At 42.3% G+C, this 23131-nt stretch carries 25 protein-coding genes and 1 riboswitch; of the genes, 15 read left to right on the forward strand and 10 right to left on the reverse strand.

The annotated features are described in order from the left end of the window. Positions 1-33: 33 nt before the first annotated feature. The 6 genes from A6B40_RS08830 to ilvG form a co-directional block, all read right to left on the reverse strand. Positions 34-1359, reverse strand: coding sequence for an MFS transporter (locus tag A6B40_RS08830; protein WP_176672159.1), 1326 nt, complete (start codon positions 1357-1359; stop codon positions 34-36). Beyond that, positions 1352-2164 carry a hydroxyethylthiazole kinase gene (gene thiM, locus A6B40_RS08835; protein ID WP_176672160.1) on the reverse strand — a complete coding sequence of 271 codons (813 nt, stop codon included), beginning with the start codon at positions 2162-2164 and terminating at the stop codon, positions 1352-1354. The genes A6B40_RS08830 and thiM overlap by 8 nt, the downstream gene beginning before the upstream one ends. A gap of 62 nt (positions 2165-2226) precedes the next feature. Next, positions 2227-2330, reverse strand: a riboswitch (TPP riboswitch). A gap of 46 nt (positions 2331-2376) precedes the next feature. Beyond that, on the reverse strand, positions 2377-4158 hold the full coding sequence (nrdD, locus tag A6B40_RS08840; protein WP_176672161.1) for an anaerobic ribonucleoside-triphosphate reductase: 1782 nt from the start codon (positions 4156-4158) through the stop codon (positions 2377-2379). Further along, positions 4155-4628 (reverse strand): anaerobic ribonucleoside-triphosphate reductase activating protein, encoded by a 474-nt coding sequence (gene nrdG / locus A6B40_RS08845; protein ID WP_176672162.1) that lies wholly within the window; start codon positions 4626-4628, stop codon positions 4155-4157. The genes nrdD and nrdG overlap by 4 nt, the downstream gene beginning before the upstream one ends. Before the next feature lie 213 nt (positions 4629-4841). Further along, on the reverse strand, positions 4842-5060 hold the full coding sequence (gene ilvM / locus A6B40_RS08850) for an acetolactate synthase 2 small subunit (protein ID WP_025216733.1): 219 nt from the start codon (positions 5058-5060) through the stop codon (positions 4842-4844). An 8-nt stretch (positions 5061-5068) separates the two neighbouring features. Next, entirely contained in the window at positions 5069-6721 is a 1653-nt protein-coding gene (gene ilvG, locus A6B40_RS08855; RefSeq protein ID WP_176672163.1) for an acetolactate synthase 2 catalytic subunit, read from the reverse strand. Positions 6722-7061: 340 nt separating this feature from the next. Between ilvG and nrfA the strand changes: the two genes are divergently transcribed. The 8 genes from nrfA to A6B40_RS08895 all read left to right on the forward strand — a co-directional run bounded on the left by nrfA (position 7062) and on the right by A6B40_RS08895 (position 14549). Next, on the forward strand, positions 7062-8546 hold the full coding sequence (gene nrfA / locus A6B40_RS08860; RefSeq protein WP_176672164.1) for an ammonia-forming nitrite reductase cytochrome c552 subunit: 1485 nt from the start codon (positions 7062-7064) through the stop codon (positions 8544-8546). Between the two features lie 19 nt (positions 8547-8565). Next, complete coding sequence (gene nrfB, locus A6B40_RS08865) at positions 8566-9222, forward strand: cytochrome c nitrite reductase pentaheme subunit (protein ID WP_112110600.1); 657 nt, start codon at positions 8566-8568, stop codon at positions 9220-9222. Next, complete coding sequence (nrfC, locus tag A6B40_RS08870; RefSeq protein ID WP_176672165.1) at positions 9222-9899, forward strand: cytochrome c nitrite reductase Fe-S protein; 678 nt, start codon at positions 9222-9224, stop codon at positions 9897-9899. The genes nrfB and nrfC overlap by 1 nt, the downstream gene beginning before the upstream one ends. Further along, positions 9899-10867, forward strand: coding sequence for a cytochrome c nitrite reductase subunit NrfD (gene nrfD / locus A6B40_RS08875; RefSeq protein ID WP_176672166.1), 969 nt, complete (start codon positions 9899-9901; stop codon positions 10865-10867). The genes nrfC and nrfD overlap by 1 nt, the downstream gene beginning before the upstream one ends. 77 nt (positions 10868-10944) lie before the next feature. After that, positions 10945-12849 (forward strand): heme lyase NrfEFG subunit NrfE, encoded by a 1905-nt coding sequence (gene nrfE, locus A6B40_RS08880; protein WP_176672167.1) that lies wholly within the window; start codon positions 10945-10947, stop codon positions 12847-12849. Continuing rightward, a complete protein-coding gene (locus tag A6B40_RS08885; protein WP_176672168.1) occupies positions 12846-13379 on the forward strand; it encodes a redoxin family protein in 534 nt (177 codons plus the stop codon). Before nrfE ends, A6B40_RS08885 begins: the two co-directional genes overlap by 4 nt. Then, positions 13369-13788, forward strand: coding sequence for a heme lyase NrfEFG subunit NrfF (gene nrfF, locus A6B40_RS08890; RefSeq protein ID WP_176672169.1), 420 nt, complete (start codon positions 13369-13371; stop codon positions 13786-13788). The genes A6B40_RS08885 and nrfF overlap by 11 nt, the downstream gene beginning before the upstream one ends. After that, positions 13788-14549, forward strand: a complete 762-nt coding sequence (locus A6B40_RS08895; protein WP_176672170.1) for a TPR domain-containing protein — start codon at positions 13788-13790, stop codon at positions 14547-14549. The genes nrfF and A6B40_RS08895 overlap by 1 nt, the downstream gene beginning before the upstream one ends. Before the next feature lie 47 nt (positions 14550-14596). On the opposite strand, the gene A6B40_RS08900 is transcribed toward A6B40_RS08895, so the two are convergent. After that, the gene (locus A6B40_RS08900) at positions 14597-15991 is read right to left on the reverse strand and encodes a Do family serine endopeptidase (protein ID WP_176672171.1); all 1395 of its coding nucleotides are present in this window, start codon (positions 15989-15991) and stop codon (positions 14597-14599) included. Between the two features lie 221 nt (positions 15992-16212). Between A6B40_RS08900 and mlaF the strand changes: the two genes are divergently transcribed. The 7 genes from mlaF (at position 16213) to murA (ending at position 20990) form a co-directional block, all read left to right on the forward strand. Continuing rightward, positions 16213-17016, forward strand: coding sequence for a phospholipid ABC transporter ATP-binding protein MlaF (gene mlaF, locus A6B40_RS08905; RefSeq protein ID WP_025342925.1), 804 nt, complete (start codon positions 16213-16215; stop codon positions 17014-17016). Then, the gene (gene mlaE, locus A6B40_RS08910; RefSeq protein ID WP_025216745.1) at positions 17009-17785 is read left to right on the forward strand and encodes a lipid asymmetry maintenance ABC transporter permease subunit MlaE; all 777 of its coding nucleotides are present in this window, start codon (positions 17009-17011) and stop codon (positions 17783-17785) included. Before mlaF ends, mlaE begins: the two co-directional genes overlap by 8 nt. A gap of 21 nt (positions 17786-17806) precedes the next feature. Next, positions 17807-18325, forward strand: coding sequence for an outer membrane lipid asymmetry maintenance protein MlaD (gene mlaD, locus A6B40_RS08915; RefSeq protein ID WP_025216746.1), 519 nt, complete (start codon positions 17807-17809; stop codon positions 18323-18325). A 48-nt stretch (positions 18326-18373) separates the two neighbouring features. Then, positions 18374-19009: a phospholipid-binding protein MlaC gene (gene mlaC / locus A6B40_RS08920; RefSeq protein WP_025216747.1), complete on the forward strand. Its 636-nt coding sequence runs from the start codon at positions 18374-18376 to the stop codon at positions 19007-19009. 11 nt (positions 19010-19020) lie between these two features. Further along, the gene (locus A6B40_RS08925; protein WP_025216748.1) at positions 19021-19350 is read left to right on the forward strand and encodes an STAS domain-containing protein; all 330 of its coding nucleotides are present in this window, start codon (positions 19021-19023) and stop codon (positions 19348-19350) included. A gap of 26 nt (positions 19351-19376) precedes the next feature. Continuing rightward, positions 19377-19637 carry a BolA family protein gene (locus A6B40_RS08930; RefSeq protein WP_176672172.1) on the forward strand — a complete coding sequence of 87 codons (261 nt, stop codon included), beginning with the start codon at positions 19377-19379 and terminating at the stop codon, positions 19635-19637. 72 nt (positions 19638-19709) lie between these two features. Beyond that, complete coding sequence (gene murA, locus A6B40_RS08935) at positions 19710-20990, forward strand: UDP-N-acetylglucosamine 1-carboxyvinyltransferase (protein WP_025216750.1); 1281 nt, start codon at positions 19710-19712, stop codon at positions 20988-20990. 61 nt (positions 20991-21051) lie between these two features. On the opposite strand, the gene ruvC is transcribed toward murA, so the two are convergent. From ruvC to A6B40_RS08950, 3 genes are all read right to left on the reverse strand, one after another. Then, entirely contained in the window at positions 21052-21630 is a 579-nt protein-coding gene (gene ruvC / locus A6B40_RS08940; RefSeq protein ID WP_025247333.1) for a crossover junction endodeoxyribonuclease RuvC, read from the reverse strand. 67 nt (positions 21631-21697) lie between these two features. Further along, a complete protein-coding gene (locus A6B40_RS08945) occupies positions 21698-22231 on the reverse strand; it encodes a hypothetical protein (protein ID WP_025247334.1) in 534 nt (177 codons plus the stop codon). 141 nt (positions 22232-22372) lie between these two features. Beyond that, complete coding sequence (locus tag A6B40_RS08950; RefSeq protein ID WP_025216753.1) at positions 22373-23113, reverse strand: YebC/PmpR family DNA-binding transcriptional regulator; 741 nt, start codon at positions 23111-23113, stop codon at positions 22373-22375. Positions 23114-23131 lie beyond the last annotated feature (18 nt).

Here is a 23131-nt window from a genome sequence, read left to right on the forward strand (position 1 = left end):
TAAGGGCGAGTAGATTTACTCGCCCTTTCTTTTTTAAATCTCCGCTAATTCCAAATCTTTGGTTTCGTGAACTTGCCACAATGCCCAGAAACTCAGTAATGAAGCGGCGGATAAATACCCTCCAACTCCAAATAATCCAAAGTTTTCGTTGATTTTCACCGCCACAATGGTAAACACGCTCGCTCCTAAAATGCCGGCGGCAGTGTAGGCGAGGGAAGCTCCAGTGTAGCGGACTTCGGTTGGAAAGAGTTCAGGCAAAATCACCGCCATTGGCCCGAAGCTTAAGCCGATTAAGATCATTCCGATGCTTAAGAAAATAAAGATCGAAGTTGGCGTACCGTTTTCCAGGAAAAACGGCATAGTTAAGCCATAGATTACGGTTGTTCCTGTTGCAATCAGTAGCAGTAATCGGCGACCGATGCGGTCGGAATATAGGCCTGAGAAGAAAATGGCGATCCCGAAAATCACGGAGGTGATCAGCAAATATTGAGTGTAGAGATTTGCCGGCAAGCCTAAACCCGTGGCGTAGCCTGCTTTGGATACTGCCACCGGGCTTTTTACGAAAATTGGGGTGAAAGCAACCAAAATATAGAATAGCACATAGCCTGCGGTGGCAATTAGTACGCCGATGATAAACGGCTTGAAATGCTTGCTAAGCAGGGTTTTCAGCGGTGTGTGACGGTTTTTGCCTTGTTGTTCCGCTTTGAGGAAAATCGGGCTTTCGCTGATTTTAATACGGATATATAAGCCGATAAAAATCATCACGAGGGAAGCCACAAACGGGATTCGCCACGCCCAGTCTAGAAAGGCTTGTTCGCCATAAATCAAGTTCACGAGGTAAAACGCCCCATTGGCTAATAACAAGCCGATGGGAGCCCCCATTTGCGGAAAAATACCAAAAAACGCCCGCTTGTGTTTCGGGGCGTGTTCGGTAGCGACTAATGCGGCTCCGCCCCATTCGCCGCCCAAGCCTAGCCCTTGCCCAATACGGCACAAGCAGAGCAGCACCGTTGCCCAAATGCCGATGGCGGCATAGTTTGGCAGCAGCCCGATAGCCACAGTGGAAAGCCCCATTAATAAAAGCGAGGCAATTAAGGTTTGTTTCCGCCCATATTTATCACCAAAATGCCCGAAAATAATGGAACCCATCGGGCGGGTGAAAAAGGCGAGAGCCAGCACTGAAAGTGACATTAACTGGTTGGAAACCGGATCATCGCTGTTAAAAAACTGCACATTAAATACCAACACCGCTGCCATTGTGTAGATATAGTTATCAAAATATTCAATCGCCGTGCCAACCATTGAGGCTACGGCGACTTTAGTCGGGCTTGAGTGTGGGCTAGATTGAGTGTTAGACATATTCCACTTCCGCATATTGCTCAACGGTTTCCGGTGTTAAAGCCCCGAGTTCGTTTAATAAATTCACCGCAAACTGCCCGTATTCCGTTGGTTTGAGCGATTTGGCGGCAATTTCACCGGCAACGGCATAAGCGGTGCAAGCCTCAATCAGTGCGTTGAAATATTGCTCTTTTTCTGCCACTGCTAGAAATGCTCCGCAAACTGCACTGAGCAAGCAGCCTGAGGCGGTAATTTGTGGGAACATCGGGCTGCCGTTGCGTAATAACGCAGTGTGTGAGCTGTTGCTAACGACATCAGTTTCTCCACTGATGGCGACTATGGTTTGGTAACTTTTGGCAACTTGTGCGGCGATTTCCACCATATTGTGCGAGCCCTCGCCGGCATCGACGCCTTTGGCTTGCCACGCTACGCCTGCAATGGTGGCGAGTTCTCCAGCATTGCCTCGAATTGCACTGAATTGGATTTCGTTTAGCAAGGTTTCAACGGTTTGGCGGCGAAATGGCGTAGCTCCAACACCGACAGGGTCAAGCAGAATAGGAATGCCTAAACGGTTGGCTGTTTTGCCGGCAAGCACCATCGCTTCTACTTCTTTGCCGATTAATGTGCCGATATTGATCACCACCGCAGAACTTAACGCCGGCACGCTTTCCATCTCTTCAATGGCTGCTGCCATAATCGGTGAAGCCCCGAGAGCCAACAAGCCATTAGCGGAAAAATTCGCCGCTACGATATTGGTAATGTTGTGCACAAGCGGTCGATTTTGCCGAATTTTTTGCAAAAAGTGGGATTGAAATGATTTGGTCATCGTTTATTCCTCAAGGTTGAAAAAAGAAACGCACCAACACAAACGGGAATAAACAGGGGGAATTTGGCTGTCTTTTAGTTTCCTACGTCAGTGCTAACTGCATCAGGTTCAACGGGTATTTCTCAGCTTGCTTTATTTGAGTAAACAAGCACCCCGACTAAATGAGTGGTTAATATAATCGTTGAGAACGTGACTGTAAAGTACCTTGAGATTTAAGCCGCTTCCCTATGATAAAACCGCAAACTATGTTCTTTTTGGCGGGCAGAACTAAAGGCGGAAACCCGTTTTAGATAGCCGATAACCCGTGTGCCGTAGTCAATATTTTGCGAGCCGCATTTAGAACAACGATGTAAAGTGCGTTTATCGATATGGCTGCATTTATTGCAAATCGTGATTTTGACATTAATGCAGAAATAGTTACAGCCTGTTTTGGCGGCAGTGTCTAATAAAGAACGGTAGCCATTGGCGGTTAAGGCTTCATCAAGGTTTAAATGCAGGGCAGAGCCGCCATCTAGCCATTCAATCAATTCTTTGCCGTGCAGTAAGAATTTATCGAGAGCGTTAGTTTCTTCATCTTCTACCACATAGAAATAGGAGTTGTAGCAATCACGAGGCACGAAATAGCCATCTGCTTTATCCCATTTCGCATTTTTTACCCCTAAATTTTCGGCAGGCACAAATTCAGTGTTGAACTTCACGCCATATTGTTGGCTGGCGGCTTGGTTTGCCTCAAAAATCGTTTTTAAGCGAGATTGCACAAATTCAATATATTCCGGGTTGTAGCCCACTTTTAAGCCTTGCGATTCTGCTGCTTCCGCCATACCGTTAATGCCGATGGTGAGGAATTGTTTATCTAGTGAAATAAATCCCGCATCATAAACAGGCAGCATTCTGTTTGCTAAATATTCCTCCATCAATTTTCGGTAAGCATACTGATATTTATGGATCTTACTGACTTCTTGGCTCAAATCACGCCCATCTTGCACCAAACGGTTCATATTAATCGTAATCACATTAATCGACCCAGTTGCGACACCGCCAGCACCGAGTGAGTAAGAGAAGGTGTGATCGCTAATTTCATTGCGTAAACGGCAACAAGAAGCGAGGGAATCAGGGTTATCCGACTGATAAACAAAAAAGGAATTACCTTGTGCCAGTTCATTTGCCATTTGGTTGGCAAATTTATCATCTTTGCATTTTCCGTTTTCGGTGAGCATTGCGGCGGTAACGACCGGGAACGTGAGAATGGCTTTGCTGCGTTCTTTGTTAAACCATTGCATAAAGAAAAGTTGTAATTTAGTCGTAGTTTCCCAGTTTGGCTTTTCAAAATCAGGAAATACAAAGTTGCCAAACATAGCTTCAAAATAAAACTTATCGTAAACCGAAATATTCCAAAACACACTTTGATAACCCCGTGCTGCGGCAGGTTGGTTAATGCTGTAAACCACTTGTTGAAGGTGGTTTTCAATGTCTAAACGATGGGTTTCTAGGTAGTTATCGCCATAATCTTTACGGGCAAAATAGTCAAAATAGGTAAGAAATTCAACGGTCGCAACAGCTCCGGCAAATTGGGAACTAACCGCAAAAACAAAATTGACAAAAGATCCGCAAAAAGAAGCGAGATGTTTTGGGGCTTTGGATTCGCCACCGAGTTTGGTTAAGCCATCACGCAAGAACGGGTACATTGTTACCGAGACACAGTAAGGCTTGAGGCTGGTTTCATCGTGGACGTAAATTTCGTGCGCTTCGATTTGGCGTAAGTATTCACAAGCGGTCTCTTTATCAAAAAGTTTTGCAATTTTTTCGCTGACTTTCGCTCGATTAATTTGCACAAAAAAATCTTTCATCAGCTCGTTTTCCATTGTGGCAATGTTTTTTTGAGTGACGTTAGCATTAGCGTCCATTTTTGAGCCGTCAGCTGCATTTTTCGCTTGAATGTAATGGTCAATAAAAGCTAATTTTTCTGAAATTTGTTCCGCTTCTAAGCGAATCATAGCGTTGCTCCTTTGATAAATAAGTGGTTGAGATTTTCGTTATTGCGTAAATCAATAAAACGTTGGTTGGTGGTTAGACTGCTCAATCCGCCTCGTTCGGCAATCCAACGACCGGTTTTTAAATAGGTTAATTCAGTTAATAAATAGTGGGGAATTTCATTCTGCTCTAAGCCAGTGTAAAGGCAAGTTTGTAAGCGTCGCTGTCTGCAAAGTTGTAATAACGGGAGTAATTTTTCTGCTTGCCATTCGCCACCCATAAATAGTACACAGCTAATTAAACCTTGATAGCGTATTAGGCGTTCAATGAGATAATCACAGGTTAATTCATTACCTTGACCGGTTTTCCAACTGTCAGCACTATGGCAGCCTTTGCAGCCTAAGGGGCAGCCGGTAATGAGAAAAGCCAGCGAGGTCTCATTCGGTACTTCTTGCCAAACAATTTGCTCTGAGTTAAATCTTAGGTTTTCCATCTTATTTTTTCATTGGTACAATATATTGTGATTTTTAACAATTTTTAACACTATATATAGTATGTTAGAACTATTGAGCGTAAAAATAAAGATCAAAAAATAAGAAAAATAAGTTGAAATTTGAAGAAGTGAATAAAATCAAAAAGATAGCAAATTATAAATTTTTTGGGAAAAAAAGACCGCATATTTTCTACACGGTCTTGGAAAGTTTAACTAATTGATTTCGATAATATCAAAAAGTTTTTCTAATTGATGGGTTAATAGTGTTAGTGGGCGTTGGCTACTTAATGTTAATGTTAAGTTAAAAATACGCTCATCAGATTCTACATTTAAACTTTTTAGTTCAAAACCACGATGACGAATCACGCGCAAGATACGTTCTAAGGTTTCTGGGCGCTTATTTGCTCTGAGAGTTAATTGATATGTTTGCATTTTTCCTCCTACACATCATCGTCTAACATATCGGCGTTGCATGCGCCGGGCGGCACGAGAGGCCAAACATTATCTTCTTGTGGAATGCAAACGTGGAGCAGATACGCCCCTTTGGCATTTAACAAGCGGTCAATTCCGTCTGAAACTTCGCAAGCCTTTTCAATACGTTCGCCTTCAATATCAAAGGCTTTGGCAAGCATTACGAAATCCGGATTGTCATCTAAAATGGTGTGACTGTGGCGACCGTGGAAAAAGAGCGATTGCCATTGGCGAACCATGCCTAATCGTTGGTTATCCAGTAGCAAAATTTTCACCGGCAGTTTGCCTCGCTTGATGGTGCCGAGTTCTTGAATATTCATTAGGATCGAACCGTCACCGGTGATCACAATCACTTGATCGTTTGGGCGAGCTTTCACTGCTCCAATTGCAGCCGGTAATCCGAAGCCCATTGAGCCGAAGCCCGCAGAGGTGATGTAGTTTTTCGGGGAATTGTAGGTTAAATGTTGTGCCGACCACATTTGGTGCTGACCGACATCTGTTGTCACCACGCTGTTTGGATCTTTACGCTCAGAAAGTGTGTGCAGCAAGGCAACGGCATCAATATCGCCATCGCCGGCGTTGTCTTGATATTGGAAATCGAACTGCTGTTTCAAATTACGCACATCTTCACGCCACGCATCAATGTTTAATGGTTGAGCGAGAGCATTCACGGCTTCAATTAAATCACCTTTAAGAGCCACTTGGGCTTGGCGGAGCTTGTTGATCTCGGCATTATCAATATCAATGTGGATCACTTTGGCGTGTGGGGCGAAGGTGTCTAATTTGCCAGTCACACGGTCGTCAAAACGAGCACCGCACGCAATCAACAAATCGCACTCTTGCACCGCATAGTTTGCCGCTTTGGTGCCGTGCATACCGATCATTCCCATATAAAGCGGATCGGTAGGCTCAATGGTGCCCAAACCTTTAAGCGTGGAAACAGAAGGAATATTTGCAATTTTTGCGAAATTTCTGACCGCTTGCACACCGTCTGCCATTCCCACGCCACCGCCGACATAAAGCACTGGGCGTTTTGCTTCGGCAAGAAGCTGCTTGGCTTCGGCTAATTTTGCTGAATCTTGTGCCGCAGGTTTGAGTTTTTCATACACAATCGGAGAGGCCGAAGTGGCGGCTAATTGCACGTCACGAGGCACGTCTACCAGTACCGGGCCTGGTCTGCCACTTTGAGCAATTTGGAAGGCTAAGGCTAAAATTTCAGGCAGCTCTTCGATATTTTGCACGATAAAGCTATGTTTAGTGCAGCCAAGTGACATGCCGAGAACGTCCGCTTCTTGGAAAGCATCTGTGCCAATTAAGTGGCTAGCCACTTGCCCTGTGATGGCGACAACAGGGATAGAATCTAACGCCGCATCGCCTAAACCAGTAATCAAGTTGGTTGCCCCAGGGCCTGAAGTGGCGATACAAACGCCGACCTTGCCGGTGGAGCGAGCATAACCAATCGCCGCCATTGCCGCCCCTTGTTCGTTACGGCAGAGGAGGTGATCCAGCCCTGAATCATAAATGGCATCGTAGGTTGGCATAATTGCCCCGCCCGGATAGCCAAAAATTGTGGTTACACCGTGAGCTTTTAGGCTCTCGGCGATAAATCTTGCACCATTCATTATGTTGTGTCCTTTGTATTTTTTTATTATTTTTTAAAGATGTTATAGATACCATAAATCTACTATTTTTTAAACTTTAATTTAAGCTTAAATAAGAATTGATTTACCTGTAATTTAAGCAAATAAAAGTAATTTTTATTTAAATGAAACAATGATTTACCTCTTAAGGGGTATTTTGCTGGATTTTATTGATTTATTTCAATAAATCTCCATTTTGAGATAGTCGAATTGATATAAATTTCATATTCTCCTAAATGAATTATTAGGATTATCTTATTAATTTAATAGGAAAAATTCTTATTTAGATTTAATAATTTTTTACCTGAGTGGGAGAACCAAAATGAAATTTCTAGCAAAAAGCCTGATAGTGGCAACAATTTCAATATTGGGGTGTTTACAGCCAGCTTTAGCTGAAGAAGCAAAAAAAGAGTCTTTAACAGATAAAGCCGTGAAACACGAAAAATTAGGCGTAACGGTTGAGTCTGCAAACCATCTTTTTGCAGAGAAATATCCGCTCCAATACAACTCTTGGAAGGCGACTTCTCAATCAACAGACCGTGGTAGTGCGTTAGAGTACGACCCACGTTATGTGATTTTATGGGCAGGCTACGCATTCTCTAAAGACTATAACAAACCGCGTGGTCACTATTATGCGATTACAGACGTGCGTGATATTTTGCGTACCGGTGCTCCAAAAGGTGAAGATGACGGCCCGCAGCCAATGGCTTGTTGGACTTGTAAAGGCCCTGACGTGGCTCGTTTAATTGAAGAAAAAGGCGAGCGTGGCTATTTTGACCCGAAATGGGCAAAATACGGTTCAGAAGTGGTGAATTCAATCGGTTGTGCTGATTGCCACGATACGGCTTCAGAAGAGTTTAAACAGGGTAAACCGGCATTGCGTGTGGCTCGCCCTCACGTATTACGTGCATTAAACACTATTGGCTGGAAATTTGAAGACTTAGATAAACATGGACAACGCCCAGCGGTGTGTGCAAACTGCCACGTGGAATACTACTTCAAAGATAAGAAAGATGTGACTTTCCCTTGGGATAAAGGTATTGATGTTGATAGTATCGAAAAATACTACGATGAAATCAAATTTGCTGATTGGACACATGCGTTATCTAAAGCACCAATGTTAAAAACTCAGCACCCTGACTTTGAAGTTTGGGCTCAAGGTACACATGGTAAAAATGGCGTGACTTGTATTGATTGCCATATGCCGAAAGTGAAAGACAAAGACGGAAAAGTTTATACCGAACACAAAATCGGTAATCCGTTCGATAACTTTGAAGCAACTTGTAAAACTTGCCACGAGCAAAGCAAAGAAACGCTTGAAAAACGTGTGAAACAATACAAACACGATGTGAAAGAAGCGATGATTCGTTTAGAAGATCAATTAGTGAAAGCTCACTTCGAAGCGAAAGCGGCTTGGGAAGCTGGCGCGACTGAAGCTGAAATGAAAGATATTTTAACTGCAATTCGTCATGCTCAATGGCGTTGGGACTACTCAGCAGCAGGTCACGGTAACCACTTCCACGCACCTGACGTAATGCTACGCACTATCGCAACCGGTATTGACCGAGCAGCAGATGCTCGTGCAGAGTTAGGTGTGGTATTAGCGAAACACGGTGTGACCACCCCGGTTGCAATTCCAGATATCTCAACCAAAGAGAAAGCTCAATTAGCGATTGGTTTAGATATTCCTAAAGAGCAAGCTGCGAAAGATGAATTCTTAAAAACAGTTGTTCCACAATGGGAAAAAGAAGCTCGTGCTAAAGGCTTATTGCCAGCAGAAGATGCACCAAAAGCAGATGCAAAATAATGTAGCTTGAGGTGAAACGATGAAAAATTTAATCTCAAAAGCAGGGCGAGGAATCGCCCTCCTACAAGCGGCGGTATTTGCAAGTTTTTTTGCGATTTCAACCGCTAGTGCAGAAATGCCGGCTCCGCCAAAACCACTTTGGCAATCTGAGCAAGCGGATAATTCACAAATTACCCAAGACGCTCGCCGTGATCCGAATAAATACTGTACGCAGTGTCACGAATCGGCGAATGCAACAGGTAAACCGTTCCACCACGCTGGCAAACACTTCCAGAAAGATGTGAAAAGCCCGAATAACGGTGAGCAAATTACTTGTGTAAGCTGCCACGGCAATATTTCTGAAAGCCACCGTAAAGGGGCGAAAGATGTGATGCGTTTTAATCCGCACGGTAAGGCATCTAACTCTGAGTTAGAGCGTTCTGTTCACGAGCAAAACCAAGTGTGTATGGCATGCCATAATCCGGACACTTTGCGTGAAAAATTCTGGGCTCACGATACTCACGCATCAAAAATTTCGTGCACTAACTGCCACGAAATTCATCCGGAAAAAGAGCCGATGAAAGGTATTGCAGAGAAAGATCGTATCAAACTCTGCGTAGATTGCCATACCAAAGTGCATTCAGGAGAATTTAAAAATCCTGCAATGAAATCCACAGAAGCAAAAGGAACAAAATAATGACTTGCACCCGTAGAGATTTCGTCTCAGGGGCTGGTGCTATCGCAGTTGTGGCAAGTACAGGGCTTGCCACCTCTATAACTCTTGCGACTGAGAAAGAAAAAAAGAAAATCCGTTATGCGATGGTTCACGATGAAACCGCTTGCATCGGTTGTACGGCTTGTATGGACGCTTGCCGCACTACCAACAACGTGCCAGAAGGTGTTTCCCGTTTAGAAATTATCCGTAGCGAACCGTTTGGCGAATTTCCGAATGTCGAGTACGAGTTCTTCCGCCAATCTTGCCAACATTGTACCAACGCACCGTGCGTGAGCGTTTGCCCGACAGGAGCTTCATTTGTAGATCCTGAAACCGGCATTGTGGACGTTCACTCAGACTTATGCGTAGGTTGTCAATATTGTATTGCGGTCTGTCCGTACCGTGTTCGTTTCATTCACCCAGAGAAAAAATCTGCCGATAAATGTAACTTCTGCCGTGATACCAACTTGGCAGCAGGCAAACAGCCGGCGTGTGTTGAGGCTTGCCCAACCAAAGCATTGACTTTCGGTGATATGAACGACCCAACCAGTGATATTTTCCATAAAGTGAAAAACAACCCTGTTTATCGCACGAAAACTTCGCTCGGCACAGAACCGAACTTGTATCACATTCCATTTGGTAAAGGAGAACATAGATAATGAATGAATATGTACCTTTCCAAACCCCAAATTTAGTTTGGGACAGCACCATCGCTATCTACTTATTCCTGTTGGGGATTTCATCAGGTGCGGTTCAGTTAGCGATTGCTTACCGCAACAGTGGAGCCAAAATTGAGAAACCAAGCCAAAACTGGGTAATTCGCAGTGCGGCAATTCTTGGCACGGTGCCAACACTTATCGGTTTAACCTTGCTGATTTTCCACTTGACCAAACCTTGGACATTCTGGAAATTGATGTTCAACTACAACTTCACTTCCGTGATGTCGATGGGGGTAATGCTATTCCAAGTGTATATGGCAGTGTTGGTCGTTTGGATTGCCATAATGTTTAAAGATTGGCTGGCAGTATTTATCAGCCGTTATCTGCCAATGTTTAAATTTGTCTTGGGTTGGATCGATTTTGCTGAAGCGAAATTCATTAAACCGATTGAGTTCATCTTATTCGTGCTGGCAGCAGTGCTTGGGGCTTATACAGGCTTCTTACTCTCGGCTCTGGTGAGCTACCCAATGCTGAATAACCCGGTACTTCCAGCGTTGTTCTTAGCTTCAGGGGCATCATCGGGTATCGCTGCGACTTTCCTTGTGGTTTTACTGGCAGGGAAATTATCGGGCGAAAGCAACGAAGTTTACTTTATGCACAAATTTGAAGTGCCGATTATGGTAACCGAATTAGGCTTAATCGTGGCATTCTTCGTGGGCTTACACTTCGGCGGAGCAGACAAACAGCTCGCTCTCAGCAACGCTCTAAGCGGCTTCTGGGGAACCGTGTTCTGGATTGGCGTAATGCTTATCGGTATTGCCATTCCACTGATTGCCAATATTTTCGGCAGCCACCGCTTGAAACACAACGTGAAATTTATTATCTTGATTTCCGTTTTCGACTTAATCGGTGTACTCTGTTTACGTTACTTTATCCTTTATGCAGGACAGCTTACTGTTGCAAGCTAAAAGGAAAGTCTAATGAATGTAGGGGAGGGTTTTAACCCTCCCGTTTTATTCTAAACGCAGTCATCTTGGGATAATTTATGCTACCTGAACTGGGCTATTTTTCACTTTTATTGGCTGCGATTTCAGCGGTTTTTCAAATTGGTTTTTCACTCTGGGGAGAGCTACGCAAGCAATATCATTGGCTGGCGTTATCGCCTTTGTTTACTTATTTGCAAGCTGCTTTTACCACAATTTCCTTTTCTGCTTTAGCCTATGCTTTTTTGACAGATGACTTTTCTGTTATCTATGTCGCAGCCCATTCCAATAGCCAACTTCCTGATTTCTTTAAATTTGCTGCTACTTGGGGCGGACACGAAGGCTCAATGCTGTTTTGGCTCACTGCTCTTGTGCTTTGGTCTGCGGTATTTTGCAAATTTTCGCAAAAAATTGACCGCTTGTTTGCCAATCGAACTTTGGTAATGCTGGGGCTGATTTCGCTTGGTTTCTTGCTTTTCATTTTGTTAGTTTCTAGCCCGTTCGAGCGAGGTTTTCCACCTCCACCGGAAGGGCGAGATCTCAATCCAATGTTGCAAGATATTGGTTTAATCTTCCACCCTCCGCTACTTTACTTAGGCTATGTAGGCTTTGCGGTGAGTTTTGCGATGATTGTCGCTGCCTTAATTTCTGGTGGAATGGATGCGGCAGTAATGCGTTGGATCCGCCCGTGGACGATGATTTCGTGGGGATTTCTCACCGCAGGCATTATTTTAGGGGCTTGGTGGGCGTATTATGAACTCGGCTGGGGCGGCTGGTGGTTCTGGGATCCTGTCGAAAATGCCTCATTAATGCCTTGGTTATTAGGCACAGCATTAGTACACAGTTTGATTGTGAGCCAACAACGAGGCGTGTTCTACTACTGGACAATTTTACTTGCCATCTTCGCTTTCGCTCTAAGTTTATTAGGCACATTTATTGTTCGCTCCGGGGTTTTAACATCTGTTCACGCTTTTGCGGTTGATCCTGACAGAGGAATGGCAATTCTTATCCTCTTTTTTAGCCTCAGTTTCGTTGCTTTAGCTCTTTTCGCCTTTAGAGCTAATTTATGGCAAGGCAAAGTTCGTTTTGATTTGCTCTCGAAAGAAACTGCATTCCTACTGATTAACGGCTTATTTAGTGTAGCAGCTTGTGTCGTATTGTTAGGTACATTTTATCCGATGATCTTTACCATAATGAATTGGGGATCGATCTCGGTTGGTGCTCCGTATTTCAATAGTGTTTTTGCTCCGCTTAGTTTACTGCTAATGGTAGTGATGGGATTTGCAGTAGTGCTACGCTGGAAACAGATCCCAGCTAAACAGATTTTAGTAAAATTATGGTTATTCCCTGTGGCAGTAGGCTTGGCTCTCGGCATAATTTACACCTCTATTTCACAAAGACCGCATTTTGATTTCGTGCTACTGACAATTGTGTTCATCAGTTTCGCGGTATGGATTATTTTAACCCATATCCCTTATTTGCCATTTATGTTCAAAATAAAACCGCTTGCAATGCGATTAGCCCACATCGGCTTTGCGATCTGCGTGATTGGAGCGATGATGAACAGCTATTATGGCGATGAAATCGGCGTGCGTTTAAAACCAAATGAACAGGCGGAATTAGCGGGTTTTACCTTCAAATATCAAGATTATCACGATTTAATTGGTCCAAATTACACCTCAGAACAAGCCGTATTTTCAATTAGTAAAGACGAGAAAGTGCTTGCAACAGTAACGCCGGAAAGACGTTATTACGATGTGCGTACGATGACAATGGCAGAGGTCGGGCTTTATCACCACTATTTAGACGATATTTACATTGTTATGGGCGATAAATTCGGTAATTTAGAATACGCTTTCCGCCTGCATTACAAGCCTTATGTGCAAGCCCTTTGGCTGGGTGGTATTATTATGATTATTGCCTCCATTTTGGCATTATTCGGCTATCGTAGAGAACATAAAAAATGAAAAAAACACTGTTACTTATTCCTATTTTGATACTTGTAATGATTGTGGGCTTTCTTGCCGTGCCGTTAATGAATAAAGATGCACTTTCACCAACCGAAGATTGGCAGGGCAAGCCTTTCCCTGAATTTGTGGGCAAAAACTTACTTGATGGTAATGCTCATTTAAATAACAACAGCTTGCCTCAAGAGCCTTATATTCTCAACGTTTGGGCAAGCTGGTGTACTTGGTGTATTAAAGAATTTCCGATTTTATTAGAACTCAAACAGCAAGGCGTGCCGATTGTTGGGCTAACCTACAGCGACCGCCCGAATAATGCCTTGAAAGCCTTAGAAAATTGGGGAAATCCGTTCAGTTTGATTATTGATGATTACGAAAAAGGCTTTTTAATTCAAACGCTTAAAGTATCATCCGCTCCGTCAAGCTATTTGATTGACCGCCACGGCGTAGTGCGTTACCAACAAAAAGGCTACAACCCCGATTTTGCCCAAGATTTCTTGCCAAAGTTAGAGGAACTGCGTAATGAAAAGTAAGCGGTCGTTTTTGCAAAAAATATGGCTAATCTTACCGCTTGTGTTTGGTTTGGTAGGCTCGCTTCAAGCTGAAATGGTGGATACTTTCCAATTCCAAAACGAGGCGGACAGAGTGCGTGCGATTTCCTTGGCTCGTTCGCTACGTTGCTTGCAATGCCAAAACCAAAACTTGGTGGAATCTAATGCCACCGCTGCCTACAATATGAGAATTGAAGTGTATGAAATGGTCAACCAAGGCAAAACGAATGAGGAAGTTATCCGCATTATGACCGACCGCTTCGGTAGTTTTGTCCATTACGATCCGCCGTTCAATCCGCAAACTTGGGTGCTGTGGGGATTACCGGTGGGGCTGTTTAGCCTACTATTGGCAGCGATCTTGTGGCGAACGAAAAAACGGAGAGCGAAATAATGGAAACCCGGGAACAATTAAGCCAACAAAGCTACCAACAAGCGGTGAAATTTGCCCAACAATTTGCAAATGAAGAGAGAGCCGAGCTTGAGCAAGAAGCGGCGGAGCGTTACACCTTTGAGAAGGCTCAATTTGAACAAAATCAGTTGCAACATTCTACCCAAAATCGACCGCTTGCAAAGCTCGCCGCCGTAAGTATTCTGGCCATTTTACTGATTGGATCCGCTTATTATGGGTTTTCAGGGCGTTACCAGATCGTGCAAGAAGGGCTGCAGGTTCACCAAAAATTTGAACAGCAAGTAAACGATCCGCACGGCACATCAAAAAATGAACGCTATATTGTCAGCCTACAAAATCAGCTGCGAGAAAATCCGAATAATGGCGATTTGTGGTATGAACTGGGGCAAGCCTATGCGTTAGATAATGATTTTGACGCTGCCTTGGTTTGCTACCAAAATGCCGAGAAACTGCTCGGCAAAAAGCCGACAGTGCTTGGGGCAATGGCAACGGCTCGTTACTATGACAACGGGCAGAAAATGAATGCTGAAATCCAAGCCCTGATTGAGCAAGCCCTCGCTTTAAACAAAAACGAAACTGCCAGCCTGCTGTTATTGGCTTCCGACAGTTTCCTCACCAACAACTACGCCCAAGCTTTAGTCTATTGGCGAAAAGTGCTAGATAGCAATAACGACGCCATCGACCGCCGAGCCATTATTCAAAGTATGACAATGGCACGGCAGATATTGGAGGCAAAGCAGTAAAAAAGCCGATAGTTTAACCATCGGCTTTCGTTTGTTGGCTTATTGACTTACTGCAAAATTACATAGAAGTTGCCGCCGTCACGCACGATGTTCAGTGCGACTACAGATGGTTTAGAATCTAAAATTTTGCGTAAATCGGCGATATTTTCTACCGAATGGCGATTTACGCCGATGATGATATCGCCTTTTTTCAAGCTACGCATTTCGGCGATTGAGCCTTTTTCTACGCTTGAAACTTCAACACCTTTAATGCCTTTTGAGCTGTAGTTATTAAACTCCGCTCCTTTTAATGAAGGAATGATATTTTCTGCGGTGGTTTTGGCTTCTGAGTCTGATTGTAGCGTAACTTTAGCTTTATTTTCTTTGCCATCACGCAAGTAGGTTAATTCAATTTCTTTACCTACCCCTGACGTAGCGACTTTCGCTCTTAATTCGCTGAAGCTACGAATTTTTTGACCGTTGATTTCAGTAATCACATCGCCTGCTTTAAAGCCAGCTTTAGCTGCTGCCGAGTCTGGTAATACTTCACTTACAAACGCACCTTGTTGGGCTGAAATATTAAATTCTTTCGCAAGATCGGCATTTAACTCGCCACCTTTAATACCAAGCATTCCACGTTTTACTTCACCAAATTCAATAATCTGGCTAACAAGGCTGTTTGCCATATTACTTGGAATCGCAAAAGCAATACCTGCATTACCACCGCTTGGGGAAATAATTGCTGTATTGATACCAATTAATTCACCCTGTAAGTTAATTAATGGACCACCAGAGTTACCCTGATTAACTGCAGCATCAGTTTGGATATAGTTTTCATAACCTTCGTCTAATTTACCTGTTGAACGACCCAGTGCAGATACAATACCTGATGTTACGGTTTGCCCTAAACCGAATGGGTTGCCGATAGCTACGGTAAAATCGCCTACTTGTAATTTGTCGGAATCAGCAAATTTAATTTCGGTTAAGTTCTTTGGATTTTCAACTTGGATTAAGGCTACGTCTGAAAGTGGATCGCTTCCGACTAATTTAGCATTAAATTCACGACCATCTTCTAGTTTTACCGTCATTTTATCTGCATTATCAATAACGTGGTTATTTGTGATTATATAGCCTTTCTCTGCATTAATAATAACGCCTGAACCTACGCCACGAAAGTTGCGAGGTGCTGATTGACGATCGCCGAAGAAATCTGCATTTGGACCAAAGAAAAATTCAAATTCTGGTGGAATTTCACGGGTGCGGCGAGAGTCGTTTTTTGTTTTACCTTCAACTGCAATGCTTACTACCGCAGGGCGAACTTTTTCTAACATCGGAGCCAGGCTAGGTACAGCTTGACCATTAACTGCCGTTGGTAATGTCGCTTGTGCCACTATTGGCATCGCTGCAATGCTTGAACCTAAAACTAATGCAGTTAAAAATGATTTTTTGAGTGTTTTATTCATATTGTATATATTCCTCATATCCTATGTTTTTATAATCTACGAGTGAAATCGCTCGTCCTTACTAAGACAAGACCTTTTTTTATCAGTTCACCAATTTGCAAAATTTTTCTAAAATCAAACCGCTTGTAAGCCAAAGTTTTGTCAGATTATTAAAAGTTTTTTGACTTTCTCTCAAATTTAATAGACCATACATCACTTTTATTAATTTGAGTCCTATTTTGATGTCTAAAACGGAAAATTTGGTTGAAGTAAAGAACTTAACCTTCAAAAGAGGTGAGAGAGTGATTTATGACAACCTCAATTTGCAAGTGCAAAAAGGCAAAGTAACTGCCATTATGGGGCCGTCTGGAATAGGTAAAACCACCTTATTACGCTTAATTGGCGGGCAAATTTTACCTGAATCAGGTGAAATATTATTTGATGGCAGAGATATTTGTAAAGCCAATAACAAAGAACTTTACGAAATTCGTCAGCGAATGGGAATGTTGTTCCAATCTGGGGCGTTATTTACTGATCTTTCTACATTTGACAATGTGGCTTTCCCTATTCGAGAGCATACACGCTTACCTGAAGAACTTGTTAGAAAATTAGTGCTGTTGAAACTTGAAGCAGTAGGGCTTCGAGGTGCAGCAAATTTAATGCCTTCTGAATTATCAGGCGGTATGGCTCGCCGTGCCGCACTTGCTCGCGCTATTGCATTGGATCCTGATCTGATTATGTATGATGAGCCATTTACAGGGCAAGACCCGATCAGCATGGGGGTGATAGTGGAGTTGATTAAAGAGCTCAACCAAGCATTGAATCTGACTTCAATTGTAGTTTCGCATGATGTGAAAGAAGTGTTGAGTATTGCGGATTACGTCTATATTGTGGCGGATAAGCGAGTGATCGCTGAAGGCACTCCTGAAATGCTGTTGGAAAGTGAAGATCCGCAAGTAGTACAATTCTTGGCGGGTAAATCAGACGGTCCAGTACGCTTCCATTATCCGGCAAAAGAATATACAGAGGAGCTGTTTAGTGGTTAATTTTATTAGCTCTATTGGGGCTTTTGTGATTAATTTTATCCGTACACTCGGGCGTTCGGCCTTTATGTTATGGGGAGCATTAATTGGTAAGCCTGAATTTAGAAAACATACGCCGTTGCTGATTAAGCAACTTTATGTACTTGGTGTGCAATCTCTCTTAATTATTATGCTTTCGGGTTTATTTATCGGTATGGTATTAGGCTTACAAGGCTATGTGGTGTTGGTGGACTTTGCTGCGGAAAGCAGTCTAGGCACATTGGTTTCTCTCTCATTATTACGAGAACTTGGACCTGTTGTTACCGCATTATTATTTGCAGGGCGTGCAGGTTCAGCATTAACGGCAGAAATCGGTTTAATGAAAGCTACGGAACAACTTTCTAGCCTTGAGATGATGGCAGTTGATCCATTAAGACGCATTATTGCACCACGCTTTTGGGCTGGGGTGATCTCAATGCCTGTTCTAGCAGTGATTTTTACAGCGATTGGTATTTGGGGAGGCTCGCTTGTTGGGGTAGATTGGAAAGGCGTTGATAGTGGTAGTTTCTGGTCTGTAATGCAAAATTCGGTTAATGCCAGCGATTTAATCAATGGCTTTATTAAAAGTGTGATTTTCGCTTTTGCCGTGGTGTGGATTGCATTATTTAATGGCTATGATTGTGTGCCAACTTCGGAAGGCATTAGCCAAGCAACGACTAGAACTGTAGTAAATGCTTCACTCGTGATTTTAGGATTAGATTTTATTTTAACAGCGATTATGTTCGGCGGTTGATTTTAGGAAAAGGAACAGGCAATGCGTCAATCAATTAAATATGAATTTTGGGTAGGCTTATTTGTACTACTGGGTTTAGGGGCGTTGGTCTTTTTAGGCTTGCGTGTGGCAAATGTGCAAGGATTTTCTTCAGAGAAAACTTACAACTTATATGCAACTTTTGACAATATTGGTGGACTAAAGGTACGTGCTCCAATTAAAGTAGGAGGCGTGGTAGTAGGCAGAGTGGCAGATATTTCCCTCGACAGCAAAACCTACACCCCGAAAGTGACTTTAGCAGTGAATCAAAACTTCAATCAGATTCCTGACACTAGCTCACTTTCGATTAAAACCTCAGGTTTATTAGGTGAGCAATACGTTGCGTTAAATGTCGGCTTTATGATTGAAGGTGAAACCGCAATGATGAAAGAAGGTGATACCTTTGTGGATACAAACTCGGCAATGGTATTGGAAGATTTAATTGGTCAGTTCTTATATGGCGATAAAAAGTCAGATAAAACTAAAGGTGAAAAAACGATTGATTCTGCTCCAGCAGAATAATCAGCGTAACAATAACCTCTAATTTAGAGTTTTTGGAGATTATCAATAATGTTAAAAAACATTAAAAAAATTATCGTAACAGGGTTAGTAGCAGTTTCTGCGTTATTTTCAACTACTGCATTTGCTGAAACAAGCCCTTATGTATTAATGCAACAAACAGCAGATAAATTATTTGGCAATATCAAAGCAAACCAAAGCAAAATCAAAGCAAATCCTGAATATTTGCGTACTATCGTGCGTAGTGATTTAATGCCGCACGTTCATGTTAAATATGCAGGGCAGTTAGTGTTAGGTAAAAACTTATCTTCTGCCTCTGATGCACAAAAAGAAGCATTCTTTAACGCGTTTGGCCAATTTGTAGAGCAATCTTACGCACAAGTTTTGACTCAATACCAAGATCAACAAGTACAAATCGAAAGCCCGAAATCGGTTGATGGAAAATCAGTCGTAAGCATTCGTGTAAACGTATCTGGTAAAGGCGCAGCTCAGCCAATTAAATTAGATTTTAAATGGCGTAAAAATAGCAGAACGGGTGAATGGCAAGCATACGATATGGCTGCTGAAGGGGTAAGTATGGTTGCAACTAAGCAAAATGAGTGGGCAGGTGTAATTCGTCAAAAAGGTATTGATGCTTTAACAGCTCAAGTTGCTCAATCAGCAAAACAACCAATTACCTTAAAATAAGTAGTTTAGTTATGCCTCAAAAAACATTACAATGGGACATTCAGCGAAACAATGAAAGTCTTTTTGTGAAACTGTCAGGTGAATTAACTCGTGACACGTTGCTTCCATTATGGAAGCAACGTGCTTCTTTTTTATCTCTAAATGGACAAAAATATCTCTATTGGGATTTAAAAGATCTAGCTCGAGTAGATTCAGCTGGTTTTACATTGCTTGCTGATTTATTAAATCACTATCATAAAATTATTCCAAATAGTCTAATTAATACGCCTGATTCAATAAAAACGTTGGCAGATTTATATGATTTAGACAATTGGCTTGAACAATTTATTATTAGAAATTAATAAGCAAATTAGATTAGGACTGAGTAATGAATCCATCACAAATTGAAGAAATTTTAAAACAAGCCTTACCTGATGCAATTGAAGTACATGCACAAGGGGAAAATGCCCATTTTGGTGTCATTGTAGTGAGCGATAGTATTGCTACACTTTCACGAGTAAAACAGCAACAAGCTGTTTACGCACCACTGGCTGAATATTTTACTACTAATGCAATTCATGCATTAACCATTAAAGTATTCAGCACAGAAAAGTGGAAAACTGAGCGCTTATTGAATATTGTCGGTTAATCTTAGGGGAAATTACAATTGGCCCCTACAAATTCGTACAAATACTATTCTTAATTTTAGGACTAATCCCAAATGGAAAAATTTCGTGTGTACGGTCCATTCTCTCTGAGTGGAACGGTAGATATTTCAGGTGCAAAAAATGCAGCCCTGCCTATTTTATTTGCCTCTATTTTGGCAGAAAAGCCAGTGACATTAAAAAATGTACCTGATTTAAAAGATGTTGATACAACCTTTAAAATTTTACGTCAATTAGGTGTGTCTGTTGAAAAAACAGAGGAAAAAGGCGTTGTTCATATTGATGCAAGTAACATCAATAACTATATTGCACCATACGAATTAGTAAAAACAATGCGAGCCTCTATTTGGGCGTTAGCGCCATTAGTTGCACGCTTTAAAGTTGGGCAGGTTTCCTTACCAGGCGGTTGTACGATTGGTGCTCGACCAGTCGATATGCATATTTCTGGCTTAGAGAAAATGGGAGCTAGAATTGAGTTAGATGAAGGCTATGTAAAAGCAACCTCACAAGGTCGTTTAAACGGTGCAAGAGTCTATATGGATAAAGTGAGCGTAGGGGCAACTTTATCGGTGATGATGGCAGGTACGCTTGCAAAAGGGACAACTATTATTGAAAATGCAGCCCGTGAGCCTGAAATTGTTGATACAGCCGATTTCTTAAATGCAATGGGAGCTAAAATCTCGGGTGCTGGTACAGATATGATTACCATTGAAGGAGTAGAGCATTTAGGCGGTTGTGAACACAGCGTTGTGCCAGATCGTATCGAAACAGGGACATTCTTAGTGGCTGCTGCCATTTCTGGTGGCCGCATTACTTGTCGTAACACCAAAGCTGATACACTTGATGCAGTAATTGAGAAATTACGTGAGGCAGGAATGCAAGTGGATGTTACAGAAAGTACGATTACTTTAGATTCACTTGGTCGTCGCCCGAAAGCTGTAAATATTCGCACAATGCCACACCCAGGCTTCCCAACGGATATGCAAGCTCAATTTACGTTACTAAATGCGGTAGCAGATGGCACAAGTCGTATTACGGAAACAATTTTTGAAAATCGTTTTATGCACATTCCAGAATTAATCCGTATGGGAGCTAAAGCAGAAATTGAAGGCAATACTGCTATTTGCTACGGCGTAGATCGTTTGAAATCAGCAGAAGTAATGGCAACCGATCTTCGTGCATCAATCAGCTTAGTATTAGCTGGCTGTATTGCAAATGGCGAAACTATTGTGGACAGAATTTACCATATCGATCGTGGTTATGAACACATTGAAGAAAAATTACGCGGCATCGGAGCAAGAATAGAACGCTTCTCTGCACCATTTGAAGGCGAGTAATTGCAAAATTTTTTCAAAAAATAACCGCTTGTTAGTTATATAACTATCAAGCGGTTTTTTATTAACCTTTCAGCCTAAATCTTCCCCTGCTATAACGGGTTTTCATCAAAGCTAAAATCTGTTCTTTCTCACTATGTACATTTTGCTGACTTTGCTTCGCGACAATTAATGAATGTTGCATTGAATGAGCGTGCGTAATGGCAATAGCTAAAGCATCAGCCGCATCTGCTTGTGGTTTAGTTGAAAGTTGTAACATTCGAGTGACCATATCTTGAACCTGTACTTTATCGGCAGAGCCAATACCTGTCACGGTTTGCTTAACTAAACGCGCAGCATATTCAAATACCGGTAAATTATGGTTCGCTGCAGCGACAATGGCTGTTCCTCTAGCTTGGCCGAGTTTTAATGCAGAGTCTGGGTTTTTAGCCATAAACACTTGCTCAATCGCAAACATATCCGGGTGAAACTGAGTAATGATTTCACTCACACCGGCATAAATGCGTTGTAAACGGGTTGGCAGATCATCAACAGAAGTACGAATTGCACCGCTGCCGAGATACTCCAAATGCCGTCCCGTTTGACGAATAACTCCATAACCGGTCACCCTTGAGCCGGGGTCAATTCCTAAAATAATAGTCATATTGTGGATAGTAAAATAAAAAGCGAGAGGATATTATCCTCTCGCCGGGTGATAGAATCAATCAATTCTATTTATTTAATCTTGATGTTAATTGTTTATCTACATCACAAAGTTTTGCTAAGATTTCATCTGAACCTTTACCTAACTTGGTTAGCATACCGGTTGTTTCACCTGTTGCATTTGCAAGTGTAAAGCCGGTTGAAACATTCCAGATATAGTTATCAGACTTGAATGATGTAAAGTCTTGGTTTGCGTCATCACGTGCTAATGTAGGGATTTTTTGTGTTTTCTTACCGTTTTGTAATACTAAATTTACTGCTCTAGCATCATCGCCTTGGAATACATAGTTTGCAGTAACTAATTTACCACTTTGACAACGATATACGATAGATTTTGAACCGTCAGTTGCTTTTTCTACTTTTACAGCTGCTGCACCACGAGCTGCATTGCCTGCAATTTCATTAACTTGCTGAGTTGCCTGGTCAGCTGCTTTTGTTACAGGATCTACTGTTGGCTGAGGAGCTGGTTGATTATTTGCATTAGAACAAGCTGCTAAAACTAAGGTTGCTGCTAAAGCAGGAACGAATTTAACTAATTTCATAGTTTTCTCCTTAAGTAATTTTCATAGAATATAGAAGTTGGTACTTCTAATTAATTAGTACGCTATGATAGGAAAAAGTTCATAAAAAAAGAGCATAACTGAAATTATGCTCATTTTTATACTTTTAAACAGGCTGTTTAATTAAAGCAACGCAGCCACTTCATCACTGATTTCACCATTGTGATATACGTTTTGCACATCATCACAATCTTCAAGGCGGTTGATTAAATCAAGAAGTTTTGGTGCAGTTTCTGCATCAAGTTCAACGGTGGTTGATGGAATCATAGTCACTTCTGCAGATTCAATTTTGAAACCTGCTTGCTCAATACCATCACGCACATCGCCTAAATCTTCCCAAGCAGTATAGATTTCAAATGAGCCGTCTTCTTGTGGCTGAATATCGTCTGCACCCGCTTCGATTGCAGCTTCCGTTAACGCATCTTCATCGCCTGATGCGATTAGGATTAAGCCTTTTTTGCTGAATAAATAACCTACAGACCCCTCAGTCCCCAAGTTACCACCACATTTGGTGAAACTTGGACGAACTTGTGAAATGGTACGGTTTGCGTTATCACTTAAACACTCCACCATTACTGCTGTGCCGCCCGGGCCATAACCTTCGTAGATTTTGGTTTCCATATTGGTGTCATCACCACCACCCACACCACGCTCAATCGCACGGTTGATGGTGTCTCGTGTCATATTGCTGGATAACGCTTTATCTACCGCTGAACGCAAACGAGGGTTTGCACTCACATCGCCACCGCCGAGTTTGGCTGCGGTCACTAACTCACGAATTAATTTGGTAAAGATTTTTCCACGTTGTGCATCTTGTGCTGCTTTGCGGTGTTTAATATTTGCCCACTTACTATGGCCTGCCATTTTGTTGTCCTCTTAATG

It is taken from the genome of Mannheimia varigena (genome assembly GCF_013377235.1).
Taxonomy (GTDB): Bacteria; Pseudomonadota; Gammaproteobacteria; order Enterobacterales; family Pasteurellaceae; genus Mannheimia; species Mannheimia varigena.